This is a genomic window from Pandoraea aquatica (genome assembly GCF_902459565.1).
Taxonomy (GTDB): Bacteria; Pseudomonadota; Gammaproteobacteria; order Burkholderiales; family Burkholderiaceae; genus Pandoraea; species Pandoraea aquatica.
The window spans coordinates 1,262,283-1,279,371 of the sequence record NZ_CABPSN010000001.1 but is presented as its reverse complement, the minus strand read 5'-3'; the positions used below and the strand labels follow the sequence as shown (position 1 = coordinate 1,279,371).

The following is a 17,089-nucleotide window of genomic DNA, read 5'->3' as shown; positions in this document are numbered from 1 at the left end:
ACGCGCGGCCAGCCGGGCTGCGCGATGCTTTTTCTTTGCGCGTGCGTGCCGATGTCTCATACCGAATCCGCCGAATCCGTCGATGTCTCCGAAGGTCCGGTCGCGGCTGGCGACGCTGGCCAGGCGTCGCTGAACCCACGTCAACAGTCGCTTTTCGACGCAGTGCGCCGCGACGGCTTTCTCACAGTCGACGAACTCGCTGCGCGCTTCGACGTCACGCCGCAAACCATCCGGCGTGACATCAACTTCCTCGCCGAGCGCAAATGGGTGCGCCGCTATCACGGCGGCGTCGGCCTGCCCGGCGGCGCGGAGAACGAAGCGTACGACGCCCGTCAAACGCAACTGGCCGACGAAAAGCGCCGCATCGCGGTGCGTCTCGCCGAGCAAATCCCCGATCACGCCTCCCTCTTCATTAACCTGGGCACCACGACGGAAGCCGTCGCGCGGGCGTTGTCGCGTCACCGGGGGCTGCGCGTCATTACGAACAACCTGCACGTGGCGGCCATGATGAGTGGCTACGCCGACGCGGAAGTCATCGTCACGGGCGGCGTGGTGCGCGCCCGGGATCAGGGGGTGACGGGCGAGGCCACGCTCGATTTCATCCGCCAGTTCAAGGTCGACTTCGGCATCGTCGGTATCTCCGCCATCGATGCCGACGGCACGCTGCGCGACTTCGATTACCGCGAAGTGCGTGTGGCCGAGGCCATCATCGCGCAGTCGCGCACGGTGTTTCTGGCGGCCGATCACAGCAAGTTCGGACGTCCGGCGCTGGTGCGACTGGGGCATCTCTCTCAGGTCGACGCGCTGTTCACCGATCGCCCGGTGCCCGCAAGCATGGACGCAGTGATCGCCGAGGCCGGCACGTTGATTCACGTCGCAGACTGATCGTCCACGCGAATTCGCGCATCGATCCGATGAAATGTGCGAATTCGAAACTCATGACGCGTGATCTGTTAGAATTCGAATGTTGATGTTCGTAAACGAACATTTAAGCGCATCAAAGCGAACATTTCCGAACTTTCCCTGACTTAACCCCCATCGCTGGGAGTGACGACGTGCAGACACCCGCTCAAACGCCATCGGACAACGGCTCGGCCCCTTTGGCGTCGGCCCCGATTTCCGCCCCTTATGACTTGCTGGTCGTGGGCGGCGGCATTAACGGCACCGGCATCGCACGTGACGCCGCCGGTCGCGGCCTGCGCGTGTTGCTCGTCGAGCAGGACGATCTGGCATCGCACACCTCGTCGGCCAGCACCAAGCTGATCCACGGCGGTCTGCGCTATCTCGAGTACTACGAATTCGGACTGGTCCGCAAAGCGCTGCAAGAGCGAGAAGTGCTGCTGCGTGCGGCCCCTCACATCATGTGGCCGCTGCGCTTTGTCATGCCGCATATGCCGAACCTGCGTCCCGCCTGGATGATCCGCGCGGGGCTGTTTCTTTACGATCATCTGGCGCGTCGCGAAATTCTGCCGGGTTCGCGCGGCATCGATCTGCGTCAGCATCCCGCGGGGGCGCCGCTGCGTCAGGACCTCACGCGCGGCTTCGTCTATTCGGACGGTTGGGTGCAGGACGCGCGACTGGTCGTGCTCAACGCACAGGACGCTGCCGAACGCGGCGCGACCATCCTCACGCGCACGCGTCTGGTCGGGGCAGAGCGCGGCGAGCACTCGTGGACGGCACAACTGGAGACGACCAACGGTGAGCGTCAGACCGTGCGGGCGCGCGCCATCGTCAACGCAGCGGGGCCGTGGGTCGGTCATTTGCTGGGCGACGTGCTGCGTCAGCCGGCAACGCATCGCATCCGCAACGTCAAGGGCAGTCACATCGTCACGCGCAAGCTGTTCGATCACGACCACGCCTACATCTTCCAGAATCCCGACAAGCGCATCATCTTTGCGATTCCGTACGAGCGCGATTTCACGCTGATCGGCACGACCGATCTCGAATACCTGGGCGACCCCGCGAAGGTCGAGATCAATGAAGACGAGATCGCTTACCTCTGCAAGTCGGCGAGCGAGTACTTCACCAAGCCGATCGTGCCCGCCGATGTCGTGTGGACGTATGCGGGCGTGCGTCCGCTGATGGAGGAGGAAGTGTCGAATCCGTCGGCCGTCACGCGCGATTACAAGCTCGAACTCGACGCCCCTGGCACGCGCGCACCGCTGCTCTCCGTGTTCGGCGGCAAGATCACGACGTACCGGCGTCTTGCGGAAGAAGCGATGTCACATCTGCATGGTGCGCTGGGCTTCACGCATGGCGACTGGACGGCGGGTGCACCGCTGCCGGGCGGCGATATGGCCGAGCCCGACGCAGGGGTGTTCGAGACTTCGCTGCGCGCGCAAATGCCCTGGCTGCCTTCGTCGCTGGCCTATCGTTACGCGCACACCTACGGAACGCGCACGCACGTGCTGGTGGGCGACGCGAACTCGCTCGACGGTCTCGGCACCCGCATCTGCGGCGATCTCTATGAAGCCGAACTGCGCTATCTCGTGCAGTACGAGTGGGCGCGCACGGCGCAGGACGTCCTGTGGCGACGGACCAAACTCGGTCTGCACGTCGGCAAGGAAGGCGCGGCCAGCGTCGAGCGATGGTTTGCTCAGCATCTGGAAATGGCGGCCTGAGCGTCGTCGGACGTCATCGCAATATCGCAACAGCAGGTCAAAAAATAAGCTGTATCAAGGAGACGAATGCCATGGCAGGAGGCGCATACATCCTCGCGTTCGATCAGGGCACGACGAGTTCCCGAGCGCTGCTGTTCGATCGCGACGGTCATGTTGTCGCGACCGCGCAGAAGGAGTTCCGTCAGATCTACCCGCATCCGGGTTGGGTCGAGCACGATCCGCGTGAAATCTGGTCGACGCAGGCCGGTGTCGCCGCTGAAGCGCTGACCCACGCCGGTGTCGGTGGCAGCGATATCGCCGCCATCGGCATCACGAACCAGCGCGAGACGACCGTCGTGTGGGATCGTCGCACGGGTGAGCCGGTGTATAACGCCATCGTCTGGCAGGATCGCCGCACGGCCGATTTCTGCGACGCGCTGCGTGCGCAAGGCAACGAGGCGCTCGTCGCACAGCGCACCGGTTTGCGCATCGATTCGTACTTCTCGGGCAGCAAGATCCGCTGGATTCTCGATAACGTCGACGGCGCGCGCGAAGCGGCCGACGCGGGGCATCTCGCGTTTGGCACCGTCGATAGCTGGCTCGTGTGGCATCTGACTGGCGGCAAGCTGCACATCACCGATGTGTCGAATGCGTCGCGCACGATGCTCTTCAACATCCACTCGCTCGAATGGGACGACGAACTGCTGGCGCTGCTCGATGTGCCGCGCAGCATGCTGCCTGACGTCCGATCGTCGAGCGAAGTCTATGGACACACGGCCACGCCGCTGTTCTCCGCTCCGGTGCCGATCGCCGGGATCGCGGGCGATCAGCAGGCGGCGCTGTTCGGGCAGATGTGTCTGTCGCCGGGCATGGTGAAGAACACCTACGGCACGGGCTGCTTTATGGTGATGAACACCGGCGACAAGCCGCAGGCGTCGAGCCATAACCTGCTCACTACGGTGGCCTGGAAGATCGGCGACCGGGTCGATTACGCGTTGGAGGGCAGCATCTTCATCGGCGGCGCGGTCGTGCAATGGCTGCGTGACGGGCTGGGCATCATTCGCCATTCGCGCGATGTCGAAGCGCTTGCCACCAGCGTGCCCGATGCCGACGGCGTCGTGCTCGTGCCTGCATTCGCCGGACTCGGTGCACCGCACTGGCAGCCGCGTGCGCGCGGCACGCTGTTCGGCGCAACGCGAGGCACCACGGCCGCACACGTGGCACGTGCGGCGCTCGACAGCATTGCATTCCAGACGCTCGATGTGCTGCGCGCCATGGAAGCCGACGCCGGTTTGCATGTGTCGGAATTGCGTGTCGACGGTGGCGCTGCGGCCAACGATCTGCTGATGCAATGGCAGGCCGATTTGCTGGGCGCGGACGTGGTGCGTCCCAAGGTGATCGAGACGACGGCCGCGGGCGCAGCGTACCTCGCGGGACTGGCGGTGGGGTATTGGCCCGACATCGATACGTTGCAGCGTCAATGGCAATTGCAACGACGCTTTTCCCGCAAGTTTTCCGAAGACGAGGTCACGTGCGCAGTGGCGGGTTGGCAGCGCGCAGTGCGTGCGGCGAAGGTCTGGGCGGAAGAAAGTTGAATGGAAGCTGGCTGAACCGAAGCAAGCTGAACAGAAAAACAGGCGCACCGCACTCGCGGGCGCCTGTCGCAGACGAAGTCACCTGACGAGGGAAGACTTCAGACGCAAATCGCTTTAACGCAAGGCTCGCCCCGGCGCGACATGACGACGGTCTCCGGCGGCGTCATGCCGGCGGTGCCGCCAACTCGCACATCGTTCGCGGGGATGACGTCGGGCCGACTTGGCCGGGCTCGCCGGTGCGAGCGACCTGACGCAGGGACTTAGGGCGCAAGGCCCGGTGCGGCGCATTTGCATGATCCTCTCCCCGAATATTCCCAACGCACGATCCGTCTCTTGAGACGACGGTCACTGGTGCAATCCGTCCGCACCCGGGGCGCTCCCGGCGAGGGGATAGGCATCGGGCGTGCCGGGGCCATGTGGCGTGCATGGCTTGATTCCCGAGGCGGTCGGCCAGGCGAAGAGACTTCCCCGAGGGCGGACGGCTTGCCTCCTCCCTAATGCGAGAACCGTGCCAAAGCACGCAACCCTTTGAATCGACAAGGGAGTTCGGCAAATGAAACGGGAGATTTGCCGCTATGCAGCGAAAAACGTTTCAGGAATGAACGACGACGAACGTGATTAAGCGAGCGGCGGGGAAACGAAAATACGTGACGCGTCTGACGGCAATTTAGGCAATGCACTTGACAGTCAATGCCGGCGGGCGTTTGCGCCGCCGGCAGGGGACTTATGCAAAGGGTTATCAACAGTTGCTGTGGATATCCTTGCCGTCAGAGGTAAGGTTCGTTGCGAACTCAGGCGGCCGGTTTCTGGCCGACGGTGAACGCGATTTCGCCGACACCGGCCACACCGGCGCTGACCTTGTCGCCCGGCTCCAGCGGACCGACGCCAGCGGGCGTGCCGGTGAAGATCAGATCGCCGGCGGCGAGCTTCACGCTGCGCGAGATCTCGGCGATCAGATCGGGCACCGACCAGATCAGTTCGTTGAGATCGCCGGTCTGACGGTTCTCACCGTTCACGTCGAGCCACACACGGCCTTCATTCGGATGGCCGACGTCGTTCACGCTGTGCAACGGGCCGCACGGCGCGGAGGCGTCGAACGCTTTGCCCCAGTCCCACGGACGGCGCGTGTCCTTCGCCTGCTGTTGCAGATCGCGACGCGTCAGATCCACGCCAACGCCATAACCCCACACCAGCGACAGCGCGTCGCCGGCATCCACGTTCTCACCGTCTGCACCGATGGCGACCACGAGTTCGATCTCGTGATGCAGCTCGCTGGTGAGCGGCGGGTAGGGCAGCGTGCCCTCGGCAGCAACCACGGCGTCGGCCGGCTTCATGAAGAAGAACGGCGGCTCGCGGTCCGGGTTGCTGCCCATTTCGCGGGCATGCGCGGCGTAGTTACGGCCGACGCAGAACACGCGGCGCACGGGAAAACGGGCATCGCTGCCAGCAACAGCGACCGACGCCTGAGGCGGGGCCGAAATAACGAATTGGCTCATGAGAAGACTCTCGACTGATATGAGACGAATACCGACAACAAACAAAAACACATAAACGTCGTCTGACGATCAAGCGCCGGACGACGTGGGAATTCCGATACTTTGTGCCGTCTTCAAATTACTTGGCGAAGACCTGCGACATATCCGCGAACGCTTTGAACTCCAGCGCGTTGCCCGACGGGTCGTAGAAGAACAACGTCGCCTGTTCGCCGACCTGTCCCGCGAAGCGGATATGCGGCTCGATCACGAAGCGGGTGCCGGCGGCGCGCAGGCGCTCGGCCAGTGCATGCCACGCGGGCATGTCAAGGATAACGCCGAAATGCGGAACGGGAACTTCGTCGCCATCGACCGGGTTGGTAATACGCTTGCCTGCCTCGTCGGGCGAGAGGTGCGCGACCAGTTGATGGCCGAAGAAATCGAAGTCGATCCAGTGATCCGAGCTACGGCCTTCGGCACAGCCCATCACGTTGCCGTAGAACTGGCGGGCGGCGTCGAGATTGTGGACGGGAAAGGCGAGGTGGAACAGCGGCGTTGCCATGAGAGTCTCCAGTGCAATGTGGGATTGAATTCGGGGGGCGGTTTTTCAGTGCAATGGCCCGCGTTATGACGCCTTACCTGAACGCGCCGATTTACGGTAAATTCTATCCATCGATAAAAATAATAAGAAACGAATAATTCGACCGCTCAGAAGCGAAATTTTCGATTAATGATTCGTTACCTCAAAACCTTCGTCACGGCAGCCGAAACCGCCTCGTTCTCGGCTGCGGGCGCGCGTCTCGGTCTGACGCAGTCCGCCGTGAGCGCACAGATCCAGCGTCTGGAAGACGACCTCGGCGTGCAGCTCTTCGAGCGCACCGGACGCGCCGTATCGCTCTCCGACGACGGCCGTCGGCTGCTGTCGCAGGCACAGGGCGTGATCGCGGGCTACCAGTCCATGCGAGGCGAGGCGGGCGCGTTCGGCGGTCAGGCGGCGCTCGCGCCGATCCACGTGGGCGCGATTCTGACCGTGCAGTTGGGGCTGCTGCCGGGGGCGGTGCAGCGCTGGACAGCGCTTGGGGCCATGCCTCATCTGAATATCGTGCCGGGGATGTCGGTGCAACTGCTGGCCCAGCTCGACGCCCGGGAACTGGATCTGGCCGTGATGATTCGTCCGCGCATTGGCGTGCCGGCCGACATGAAATGGCTCACGCTGATGCACGAGCCGTACGTGGCCATCGCCCCGAAAGGCTCGCGCGGGACGGTCGCCGACTGGAGCGCGACGCTGCCCTTCGTGCGCTACAACCGGCGCTCGTATGGCGGCGATCTCGTCGAACGTTACCTGCGAAGGCATCGGCTCTGGGTGCGTGAGGGCGTCGAGCTGGACGAGCCGGAAGTCATCCTGCGCATGGTGCGCGCAGGACTGGGCTGGTCTATCGTTCCCGCGACGCTCATCGGTCTGCCGGTCGACGCAGAGACGACGCGCACGATGCCGAAGTCCGGCAAGTCCGGGAGCATTGGCGTTCAGGTCCTGCCGCTGTCGGGCGTGCCGCTCACACGTGAGCTTGGGGTGCTGGCGCGTCAGTCGGCGCTCAAACGTGCACCGGTCAATGCGTTGATGAAATGCCTTAGTGAAGAGGCGGCGTCGCGGGGCTAGCCGGGGCATTCATCATGCTGCCCACAGGGGTGTCGCCGTCGGTTGACGGCACGATGGCTGCGCCGCCTAACGCTTGCCAAAGCGCCGCAGTGTCGGCCAGCCGTGCCCCTTGTGTCTCCAGCCGGGCGCGGGTGGCGTCGAGTGCCTGACGCTGCGCGTCGAGCAGGGCGAGATGACTGATGCCGCCCGCACGATAGCGAGCCTCGGCGATGCGGTAGGCATTCTCGGTGCGTTGCGCGGCGTCGGCCTGCGCGACCAGCTTGTCGGCATCGGCCTCAAGTGCGCGCATCGCATCGGCGACCTGCGCAAGGCCGAGCAGCACGGTGTCCTGATACGACGCCAGCGCTGCGTCATACGCCGCCACAGCCGAGCGGCGTTGCGCGCGCAACTCGCCGCCTCGAAAGAGTGGTTGCAGCAGGTTCATCCCGATATTCCAGATGTTGATGCCGTTGCCCAGATCCGCGGTGCGCATGCGTTGCGTGCCGAAACTCCCGGACAAGGTGAATTGCGGATACAGATTCGCGGTCGCGACGCCCACATCGGCACTGGCCTTGTGCAACAGCGCTTGCGCGGCGCGAATGTCGGGGCGTCGACTGGCCAGCGTCGAAGGCAGCGATACCGGCACCGTTTGCGGGAGTTGCAATGCCGTCAGGTCGATCGTCGGCGAGGTGAACGCCCCTGGCGGCTGACCCACCCAGCGTGCCAGTTGATGGTCGTACTGCGCGATTTGCTGACGAAGGGGCGGCAATTGCGCCGACGTCTGGGCGACCAGCGCGGCCTGATTCTGGACGTCGAGCGTGGCGACGCCACCGGCGCGTTCTCGTGCGCGAGTGATGTCGAGTTGTTGGCGTTGTGCGCTCAGCATGCCGTCCAGCGCGGCGAGTTGAGCGCGGGCACTGGACTGTCGCAGTGCAGCCGTCACCACGTTGCCCGCGAGTGAGAGACGGGCGGCGTCGCGTTCGAAGCGTTGGTAGTCGATCTGTGCGGCAAGCCCCTCGAGCGCACGACGGTTGCCGCCGAAGACATCGAGCGTGTAAGACACGTCGACGCTCGCGTTGTACAGCGTGAACGGTCCGGGACTCGGCACGCTGGTGATGCCGAACGACGCGAGATCGACCTGCTCGCGCGTGCCGGAGAGCTTCAGGTCGGCCGACGGCAGCAGGCGCGCGCCCGCCTGCGCGCGATAGTCCTCCTGCGCCTGACGCAGCTTCGCCTCGGCTTGGCGCAGCGTCGGACTGTCGGCGAGCGCCTGCGCGACGAGCGCGTTCAACGCAGGCGAGCCGAAGCGCGTCCACCACTCGGCGGGCACCTCATCGTCGGTGGTCAGCGTCTGTGGTCCGCTTTGATGCGCGACATCGCCCGATGTCCCCGACGTCGTGACCGGTTGCGTCCCGCGGGTGTATTGCGCGACGGCCGGGCTATCGGGCGTATGGAAGTCGGGGCCGACGGCACAGGCCGACAGCGCGCCGGTGATCCCGATCGAGAGACCGAGCCTGAGCAGTGCGATGCGTGAGAGCGGTGGGCAGAGGGCTCGCATGGCGTTAGTCGAGCGTGCGCTTATAGAACTTGACGGCCACCGTCATCAGTACGGCGCAGAAGACGAGCAACGGCCATAGGTCGTGCCAGGCGTCGGCCCAGCCATTGCCCTTGAGCAAAATGCCACGAATGAGCCGGTTGAAATACGTGAGCGGCAACACGTTGCCGATCGCTTGCGCCCATGCGGGCATGCCGCGAAACGGAAACATGAAGCCGGAGAGCAGCATGTTCGGCAGGAAGTAGAAGACCGTGAGTTGCATCGCCTGCAACTGGTTCTGCGCGAACGACGACAGCGCGATCCCGACGGTCAGATTCGCGGCAATGAAGACGAGGGCCGACAGATAGATCGCGATTACGCTGCCTTCGAACGGCACGTGAAACACGAAGCGCGCTGCGATCAGGATGATGCTCGCCTGAATCAGGCCGATGGCGATGTAAGGCACGATCTTGCCCGTCATGACCTCGATGGGCAGCACCGGCGTCGCGAGCAGATTCTCCATCGTGCCGCGCTCGCGTTCGCGCACGATGGCCAGACCGGTCATCATCGCGAGCGTCATCGTGAGGATCACGCCCATCAGTCCGGGAATGATGTTGTACTGCGTGATGCCCTCGGCGTTGTACAGCCGGTGGACCTGAACGTCGAACGGTGCATTACCGGATGAAGCGGCGGATGAACCGGACCCGCCCAGCGACGCCAGCGGCCCCGTCAGGTCCTTTTGCGCGACGGACTGGCCGATGGCGGGCAACGCGCCGAGCGCCGACGCCATGGCCATCGGGTCGGTGGCATCGGCTTCGACGAGCAGCGCCGGGCGCTCGCCGCGCAGCAGACGGCGTGTGAAGTCGGTCGGGATGTTGAGCACGAACTGCACACGGCCCTGTGCGAGGGCGGCGCGTCCGGCTTCTTCGCTCGTGAGCGTCTCGGTAAAGCGGAAGTAGCCCGAGTGCTCCATGGCGGCGGTGAAACTGCGCGTGAACTCGCTGTTGTCGTGCATCAGCACCGCTGTGGGCATGTGCTTCGGGTCGGTGTTGATGGCAAAGCCGAAGAGCGTCAGTTGCACAAGCGGGACGGCGACGATCATCGCGAACGTCACCCGGTCGCGGCGCAACTGAAGGAATTCTTTGCACACGATGCTCCACCAGCGCGCGACGGAAAAGCCCAGCGGTGCGCTCATGAGCCGTCTCCGAAGTTGTCCTTCGCGTGACTCATCAGATAGATGAAGACGTCTTCCAGACTCGTCTCGATGGGCGTCGCCCGCAGCCCGCGCTCGGTTTCGAGTCGACGCAGGAGCTTTTTCAGCGCATCGGCGTCGGTGCCGCTCACATGCAAGGCGCTGCCGAACGCGACCGTCTGTGCGACAGCGGGTTGTTCGCGCAATTCGCGTGCGAGATCGACAAGGTTGTCGCCGTGCACGGTCCACGTCGACAGATGCTGGCTTTCGATGACCTCGGTCGCCGAGCCTTGCGCGAGCAGTTCGCCGTACGAGATGTAGGCCAGCTTGTGGCAGCGCTCCGCTTCATCCATGTAGTGCGTGCTGACGAGCACCGAGATGCCCTCGGCCGCCAGTTCGTGCAATTCCTCCCAGAAGTCGCGCCGTGCCGTGGGATCGACACCGGCGGTCGGTTCGTCGAGCAGCAGCACTTGCGGCTCGTGCAGCATGCACGCGGCGAGGGCGAGCCGTTGTTTCCATCCGCCCGACAGCGAGCCGGTCAGTTGCTTCGCGCGCGCTTTGAGGCCGAGGCGCTCGATGGCGTGTTCGACGGCCTCGCGCCGGTTGGGCATGCCGTAGACGCGGGCGACGAAATCGAGGTTCTCGCGAATCGTCAGGTCTTCCCAGTACGAAAAGCGCTGCGTCATGTAGCCGACGTGCCGCTTGATCTGCGCAGACTCGCGCACGATGTCGAAGCCGAGACACGTGCCGCTGCCCGAGTCAGGCGTGAGCAGACCGCACATCATGCGAATGCAGGTGGTTTTGCCGCTGCCGTTCGGTCCGAGAAAGCCGAAGATCTCGCCGCGCCGCACCTGCATCGACAGGTCCTTGACGACGTGCTTGTCGCCGAAGTGCTTGTTCAGGCCGCGCACGTCGATAGCGAGCGTGTCGTCGTCCTTCGGCACGCCTTGCCGTCCGTGTTCAGGTGACGACGCGTTGCGCTGCGCTGCGGCTGAGTGATGAGGGGCAGTCATCGGCGCGTCACCTGCACGGGCTGGCCGGGGTTCAGCTTCACGGCGTCCGCCGGTGCCGGATGCGCCTCGATCATGTAGACGAGCTTGTCGCGCGTGTCGTTGCTGTAGATGACGGGCGGCGTGTATTCCGCCTGATTGGCGACGTAGGTCACGCGCGCATCCACGCCCGCACCGCAGCCGTCGCAGGCGATGTGCACGGTCTGCCCGGCGCGCAGTTCACCGAGCGCGGCTTCGGGCACGAAGAACCGCACCTTGATGTTCGTGGGGGGGAGCAGACGCACGACCGGACTGCCCGCTGCCACCCATTCGCCGACGCGATACATCGTGTCGTACACGCGACCGGCGGCGCCGGCGACGGCATGCTTCTGCGAGAGTTGCCAGTCGGCCTGCGCGAGCGACGCACGCGCTGCGTCGACCTGCGCGGCTTGCGACTGACGTTGCGCCTCGCGGCCAGGCAGACGGGCGACGGCCAGACTTGCCTGCAATTCCTGCACGCGTGCGTCGGTAGTGCGGGCGTCGGCCCGGCTGGCGTCGAGTTGTTCGCGGGAGATGCCGCCGGCGGCGTATTGCGCCTGATCGCGATCGAACTGGCTGCGCGCCTTGTCGCGGGCAGCGATGGCCTGCGTGAGCTGGGCCTTTGAGACATCGATTTCGTCGGGACGTTTGCCGGTGCCGAGATCGCGCAACTGGGCCTCGGCGCTCGCGAGCGTCTCGCGTGCGTGGGCCTGCGCGGCACGTTCAAAGGTGGATTCGAGATCGAACAGCACGTCGCCCGCTTTCACCTCCTGGCCGCGCGCGACGGCAAGCGACTGTAAGGTGCCGGCCTGCGACGAGGCGACGTAGAGGAACTCCCCTTCGACATAGCCCTGCCACGGCTCGGGGCCGCGGTTGCCACAACCGGCCAGCAGCGCGAGTGCCGCGATGGCGGGGAGGGCCATGGGCGTGGCAAGGGTCATCGCGTTGATGCACATGCGTGGGAGTGCCGGCATGGCGCGCCTCGTGCGTTGCGGTTGTCCGTCGCCACCTTAGCGCAAAAGCGAGCCCGGCGGCAATCGGGGCGGGCCGCGTCTGGTGTGCTCAGAACCGCCCTTGCAATCGGACTTACAACCGAGCAGCCGCATGCGGGCGATGTGACTCTCTGTTATTGTGCGCACATGTCCGGCGGCGCGGGGATGCGCAAGATGCAGCGGCGCAGCGCTACGGACCCAATGCATGGGAGCTTGATTGATATGTCTCACGACACGTTCGACGAAAACGACTGGAAGCGATTCCTGAAACACATCGGCGAAGATCCGGAACGTTCCGGTTTGCATGAAACACCGGCGCGGGTGCAAAAAGCGTGGCGTCAGTGGACGGCAGGTTACGGCCAGGATCCGGCCGAAGTGCTCAAGGTCTTCGAAGACGGGGCCGAGCAATACAACGAACTGATCGTGGTGCGCGGCATTCCGGTGTATAGCCACTGCGAGCATCATCTCGCACCGTTCTTCGGCAAGGCGACCATTGGCTATCTGCCCAATGGCAAGATCGTCGGTCTGTCGAAGCTTACGCGTCTGGTCGATTGCTTCGCGCGTCGCCTGCAAGTGCAGGAACGCCTGACGACGCAGGTCGCCGAAGCGCTGATGACGCACCTTCAGCCCAAGGCCGTCGGTGTGGTGGTGTCGTGCCGTCACATGTGCATGGAGAGCCGTGGCATTCGCACGGCAGGTGAAGAGACGGTGACCTCGGCGATGCTCGGCGAATTGCAGCCCAACCTGGCGCTGCGCACGGAATTCCTCGCGCTCGCCCGTGAGAAGTAATCGCGTGTAAGTCAACACCGGGCGAACATCATTCGCTCAGTGAAACGAAAAACGCCAGCGGACGATCCCGCTGGCGTTTTTTGTCGTCCTATCGAAGCGACAGTCTATTTGCGCTCGTAGCGCGCAACGATCGTCGAGCCGTTCAGCGTGTGACCGGCGAGCGCCACCGCCAGTCCGGCGGCGTCGAGGCCCGGCGGCAAGTTGCCCGGCGCAATGTCGGTGGCCGTCACCGTGATGATGTAGTGATGCGGCGTATCGCCGACGGGCGGGCACGCGCCGCGATAGGCTTCGGCACCGGAGATGTTCTTGCCGACCGTGATGCCGTCGCCCGACTTGTTGCCCGCGCCCGCCGCCAGCGACGTCACCGAGGCCGGAATGTTGTAAGCGATCCAGTGGACCACGCCGCCGCCCTTGGCACCGTCCGGGTCCGTCATCCGGATCACGACGCTGTGCGTGGCCTGCGGCAGATTCTTCCATTCCACCGGCGGGCTGGTGTTCTTGCCGCCACATTCGTTCGCGCCCGCGTACTCCGCCGGCAGCAATCCGCCGTCCTTGAATGCACTGGATTAAACACTCATGCCTTCGGCGTGCGCCGTGGCGGCAAATCCGGCGAGACTGGCGATGAGCGCAGTTGCGACGGCCGCCGTGCCTGCCATGCGTTTGACGCCTTGTTTGACAGATGTCGCGCGCGTCGCGTCCGGTGATGAAAGCGGATTCATGAGTTGCCTCCTATTTGGCCGTGGCAATGATCAGTTTGAAGGGGAGTGCGAGGAGTGCGGTGCCTGCCACACCCGCACACCATAGCGCAATAAACCATCCCCAGCCTGTCAGCCGTTGTTGCCACGACGCGTGGACGTTCGTTGGCATCGTCGGCGTGCCTGCGCGCTCGCGCTGCCGGCGCACGCCGGGCCGGACGAGATCAGTGATAGTGCGCATCGTGGGCCACCTTGCCGCGAAAGACCCAGTACGCCAGCATCGTGTAGGCGAGGATCACAGGAATGATGAAGGCCGCGCCCCACATCGTGAACGACAGGCTGGAGTGCGGGGCTGCGGCGTCCCACAGCGTGATGCCCGGCAGAATCGCGTACGGATAGGCGCTGATGAGCAGACCGCTGTAGCCGAGAAACACGAGGCCGATGGCGAGCCAGAACGGGGTGGCGTCGTGCGCGCGTTGCAACACCCGACGCATCGCGAACGTCGCCCCCGCCACCACGAACGGCACGGGCAGACAGCGCCAGAACCATTCACCGTCGAACCAGCGCTCGGCCACGAGCGGCAGGCGCAGTGGCGTCCAGAGCGAGACGACCGCCATCGTGACGACGAGCGCGAGCGTCAGCGGCCACGCGACCACGCGCAGACGACGTTGCAGATCGCCCTCGGTCTTGCCGATGAGCCAGCATGCGCCGAGCAGAGCGTAAGTCACGAGCAGGCCCAGACCGGTGAAGAGATTGAAGGCCGTCATCCAGGCGAAGGCGTCGCCCGCGAACTGACCGTTCTCGACAGGGATCCCCGACAGGTAGGCACCGAGCGCGACGCCCTGAAAGAACGTTGCACCTGCCGAGCCGCCGATGAACGCGAGATCCCACCACTGGCGCGTGCGACGCGACTTGCCGCGAATTTCGAACGCCACCCCACGGAAGATCAGACACACGAGCATGAGCACGAGCGGCAGATAGAGCGCCGAGAGCAGCACCGAATAGACCATCGGAAATGCGGCGAGCAGCCCGGCACCGCCGAGCACGAGCCACGTTTCGTTGCCGTCCCACACAGGGGCGACGGAGTTCATCATCGTGTCGCGCTCACGGGCGTCGGGGAAGAACGGAAAGAGGATGCCGATGCCGAGGTCGAAGCCGTCCAGCACGACATAGAGAAACAGGCCGAGCGCGATGATGGCGGCCCAGGCTAAGGTCAGATCCATGAGAGTTCTCGCTTGGGTTGGGGTTCGCCGGAATGCGGTGCGTCGTCGTTCGATTGCCCCGGCAGTACCGGACCGCCGCGCAGAATCTTGAGCAGGTAATAGACGCCCGTGCCGAATACGAGGAAGTAGGCGAGCACCAGCACCAGCAGCGAGACCTGCACTTGTTGCGCGCTGACCGGCGACATCGCGTGCGCTGTGCGCATCACGCCGTAGACGACCCACGGCTGGCGTCCGGCTTCGGTCGTCACCCACCCGGCAAGCAGGGCGATGAAGCCGGTCGGTGAAAGCAGCAACATCACACGGGCGAAGTTGCGCGACGCGAACAGCGTGCCGCGACGGCGCAGCCACAGCGCCGCGAGTGCTGCGCCGATCATCGCCAGTCCGAGACCGACCATGATGCGGAAGCTCCAGAACACCAACGGCACGTTGGGACGCTCGTCTTTCGGAAATTCCTTCAGACCGCGTACTTCGCCGTCCCAGCTATGCGTGAGGATCAGGCTGCCCAGATGTGGGACTTCGAGCGCATAGCGTGTCGTCTCGGCCTCCATGTCGGGCCAGCCGAACAGGTTGAGCGGCGTGCCGCCCGTCTTCGTCTCCCAGAGACCTTCCATGGCGGCGAGCTTGGCGGGCTGGTGTTCACGCGTGTTCAGGCCGTGCAGATCGCCCACGAACGCTTGCAGCGGCGCGAAGATCAGCAGGAGCCACAAAGCCATCGAGAACATGGTTTTGACGGCCGGATCGCGGCGTCCGCGCAGCAGGTGCCATGCGCCCGTGCCGGCCACGACAAGCGCGGCGACCACGAACGCGGCAATGCTCATGTGCGCGAGACGGTAGGGGAAGGACGGGTTGAAGATCACGTCCCACCACGACAGCACGACCACGCGGCCATCGACGATCTCAAAGCCCTGCGGCGTCTGCATCCAGCTGTTCGACGCGAGAATCCAGAACGTCGAGATCAGCGTGCCGATGGCGACGCACAGCGTGGCGGCGAAGTGCACACGCGGGCTCACGCGGTTCCAGCCGAACAGCATGATGCCGAGGAAGCCCGCTTCGAGGAAGAACGCGGTCATGACCTCGTAGGTCAGCAACGGCCCGGTGACGGCACCAGCGAAACTGGAGAATCCCGACCAGTTCGTGCCGAACTGATAGGCCATCACCACGCCGGAGACGACGCCCATGCCGAAGCACACGGCAAACGCCTTCGACCAGAAGCGGCACAGATCGAGATAGTGTTGCTGACGGGTCTTGAGCCAGAGACCTTCAAGGACGGCGATGAAGCTCGCCAGACCGATGGAGATGGCAGGGAAGACGATGTGAAACGAGACCGTGAACGCGAATTGCAGGCGTGCGAGGTCGAGGGCATCCGGAACGGCAGTCATGTTGCGCTCTATGTATGCAATTAAACCCTGTCTTGTATGGTGACATTGGCGAAATATCACCGCTTGTTTGCATGCATATTAGGCGTTGCTGCGGTGCAGCATACGTGACAAGTCGTCACATGTGGCGCATTGACGCGGGATGTGACGCGTCGCCGGTGCGATCTATTTGTATGTTTCTAAAGGGATTTATGTCCGCAGGTGGTGCGGCGTCATGTCACAGGATGGCGCCCCCCACTGCGAGCCGTGGAGGTGCCTGGACAACGTGGATGTTTAGCTGAGCAATCCGGCGCCGATGTTGATCGACAAGCCGAGGACCGCCAGATTGAAGAAGAACGAGAGGATGGCTTGTGCGAGGGTGGCGCGTCGCATGCGTCGCGACTTCAGGCCGATGTCGGCGGTTTGCGACGCGACCGCGATGGTGAACGAGAAGTACAGGAAGTCGCAGTAGTCCGGATCGCAGTCCTTGTCGGGCCACGCAAGGGCGTACGGCGTTTCGGTATCGGTGAAGTACAGACGGGCGTAGTGGAGCGTGTAGATCGTCGGCACGAGAAACCATCCGCCGATGAGCGTGGCAGCAGCGAACAGCACATGCTCCGATGCGTGATGCGAGCCACCCGCCTTGGCGCTCGCCAGCACATGGATGATGGCGGCCACACTCGCGATGGCCGACAGGCTGACCACCGAGAGCACGAGGGCGGCGCTCTGGTCTTCCTGCTCGGCAAAGCGTTCGATGCTGCGCTTCGGGGCGGTGACCATCATGAACCAGATCATCGCGAGATACGACCACGCGCCTGCGTTCCAGCCGATCAGGATTCGGGTGACGGTGCTGAACTCACCGCTCACGACCCCTTGCACGAACAGCCCGGCGAGCACGCCGATGGCGATGGCGACGAGCAGTCGCGGGTGAAAGCGAACGAGATGCGGGAAGAGCTTCGTGTTCATGGGCGATGTCCG

Annotated in this window: 17 protein-coding genes; 5 read left to right on the top strand and 12 right to left on the bottom strand. The window is 64.3% G+C overall.

The window, feature by feature from the left end:
* Positions 1-51: 51 nt before the first annotated feature.
* The 3 genes from PAQ31011_RS05500 (at position 52) to glpK (ending at position 4,195) form a co-directional block, all read left to right on the top strand.
* Positions 52-885, top strand: coding sequence for a DeoR/GlpR family DNA-binding transcription regulator (locus tag PAQ31011_RS05500; protein ID WP_246179356.1), 834 nt, complete (start codon positions 52-54; stop codon positions 883-885).
* 230 nt (positions 886-1,115) lie between these two features.
* Positions 1,116-2,621: a glycerol-3-phosphate dehydrogenase gene (glpD, locus tag PAQ31011_RS05495; RefSeq protein WP_150574928.1), complete on the top strand. Its 1,506-nt coding sequence runs from the start codon at positions 1,116-1,118 to the stop codon at positions 2,619-2,621.
* A 71-nt stretch (positions 2,622-2,692) separates the two neighbouring features.
* Positions 2,693-4,195 (top strand): glycerol kinase GlpK, encoded by a 1,503-nt coding sequence (gene glpK / locus PAQ31011_RS05490; protein ID WP_150574799.1) that lies wholly within the window; start codon positions 2,693-2,695, stop codon positions 4,193-4,195.
* A 791-nt stretch (positions 4,196-4,986) separates the two neighbouring features.
* On the opposite strand, the gene PAQ31011_RS05485 is transcribed toward glpK, so the two are convergent.
* Both PAQ31011_RS05485 and PAQ31011_RS05480 read right to left on the bottom strand, forming a co-directional pair.
* Positions 4,987-5,691: a fumarylacetoacetate hydrolase family protein gene (locus tag PAQ31011_RS05485; RefSeq protein ID WP_150574798.1), complete on the bottom strand. Its 705-nt coding sequence runs from the start codon at positions 5,689-5,691 to the stop codon at positions 4,987-4,989.
* 118 nt (positions 5,692-5,809) lie between these two features.
* Entirely contained in the window at positions 5,810-6,229 is a 420-nt protein-coding gene (locus PAQ31011_RS05480) for a VOC family protein (RefSeq protein WP_150574797.1), read from the bottom strand.
* Between the two features lie 168 nt (positions 6,230-6,397).
* Between PAQ31011_RS05480 and PAQ31011_RS05475 the strand changes: the two genes are divergently transcribed.
* Positions 6,398-7,324 (top strand): LysR family transcriptional regulator, encoded by a 927-nt coding sequence (locus tag PAQ31011_RS05475; RefSeq protein WP_150574796.1) that lies wholly within the window; start codon positions 6,398-6,400, stop codon positions 7,322-7,324.
* Here the strand turns inward: PAQ31011_RS05475 and PAQ31011_RS05470 are convergent.
* The 4 genes from PAQ31011_RS05470 to PAQ31011_RS05455 are packed head-to-tail and all read right to left on the bottom strand — an operon-like array spanning position 7,296 to position 12,031.
* Positions 7,296-8,861 carry an efflux transporter outer membrane subunit gene (locus PAQ31011_RS05470; RefSeq protein WP_150574795.1) on the bottom strand — a complete coding sequence of 522 codons (1,566 nt, stop codon included), beginning with the start codon at positions 8,859-8,861 and terminating at the stop codon, positions 7,296-7,298. The two genes, PAQ31011_RS05475 and PAQ31011_RS05470, sit on opposite strands and share 29 nt — an antisense overlap.
* A gap of 4 nt (positions 8,862-8,865) precedes the next feature.
* The gene (locus tag PAQ31011_RS05465; RefSeq protein ID WP_150574794.1) at positions 8,866-10,032 is read right to left on the bottom strand and encodes an ABC transporter permease; all 1,167 of its coding nucleotides are present in this window, start codon (positions 10,030-10,032) and stop codon (positions 8,866-8,868) included.
* Complete coding sequence (locus tag PAQ31011_RS05460; protein WP_150574793.1) at positions 10,029-11,042, bottom strand: ABC transporter ATP-binding protein; 1,014 nt, start codon at positions 11,040-11,042, stop codon at positions 10,029-10,031. Before PAQ31011_RS05460 ends, PAQ31011_RS05465 begins: the two co-directional genes overlap by 4 nt.
* Positions 11,039-12,031 (bottom strand): HlyD family secretion protein, encoded by a 993-nt coding sequence (locus PAQ31011_RS05455; RefSeq protein WP_246179355.1) that lies wholly within the window; start codon positions 12,029-12,031, stop codon positions 11,039-11,041. The genes PAQ31011_RS05460 and PAQ31011_RS05455 overlap by 4 nt, the downstream gene beginning before the upstream one ends.
* Before the next feature lie 240 nt (positions 12,032-12,271).
* Between PAQ31011_RS05455 and folE the strand changes: the two genes are divergently transcribed.
* On the top strand, positions 12,272-12,838 hold the full coding sequence (gene folE / locus PAQ31011_RS05450; protein WP_150574792.1) for a GTP cyclohydrolase I FolE: 567 nt from the start codon (positions 12,272-12,274) through the stop codon (positions 12,836-12,838).
* A 104-nt stretch (positions 12,839-12,942) separates the two neighbouring features.
* Here folE and PAQ31011_RS05445 read toward each other — a convergent pair whose 3' ends face one another.
* From PAQ31011_RS05445 to PAQ31011_RS05425, 6 genes are all read right to left on the bottom strand, one after another.
* A complete protein-coding gene (locus PAQ31011_RS05445) occupies positions 12,943-13,380 on the bottom strand; it encodes a YbhB/YbcL family Raf kinase inhibitor-like protein (protein ID WP_246179354.1) in 438 nt (145 codons plus the stop codon).
* A gap of 24 nt (positions 13,381-13,404) precedes the next feature.
* Positions 13,405-13,557, bottom strand: coding sequence for a hypothetical protein (locus PAQ31011_RS26710; protein WP_246179353.1), 153 nt, complete (start codon positions 13,555-13,557; stop codon positions 13,405-13,407).
* 10 nt (positions 13,558-13,567) lie between these two features.
* Positions 13,568-13,774 (bottom strand): hypothetical protein, encoded by a 207-nt coding sequence (locus PAQ31011_RS05440; protein WP_150574791.1) that lies wholly within the window; start codon positions 13,772-13,774, stop codon positions 13,568-13,570.
* Positions 13,758-14,756: a cytochrome d ubiquinol oxidase subunit II gene (cydB, locus tag PAQ31011_RS05435; protein ID WP_150574790.1), complete on the bottom strand. Its 999-nt coding sequence runs from the start codon at positions 14,754-14,756 to the stop codon at positions 13,758-13,760. The genes PAQ31011_RS05440 and cydB overlap by 17 nt, the downstream gene beginning before the upstream one ends.
* The gene (locus PAQ31011_RS05430) at positions 14,747-16,135 is read right to left on the bottom strand and encodes a cytochrome ubiquinol oxidase subunit I (protein WP_150574789.1); all 1,389 of its coding nucleotides are present in this window, start codon (positions 16,133-16,135) and stop codon (positions 14,747-14,749) included. Before PAQ31011_RS05430 ends, cydB begins: the two co-directional genes overlap by 10 nt.
* 270 nt (positions 16,136-16,405) lie before the next feature.
* Entirely contained in the window at positions 16,406-17,077 is a 672-nt protein-coding gene (locus PAQ31011_RS05425) for a DUF1345 domain-containing protein (protein ID WP_150574788.1), read from the bottom strand.
* Between the last annotated feature and the right edge of the window lie 12 nt (positions 17,078-17,089).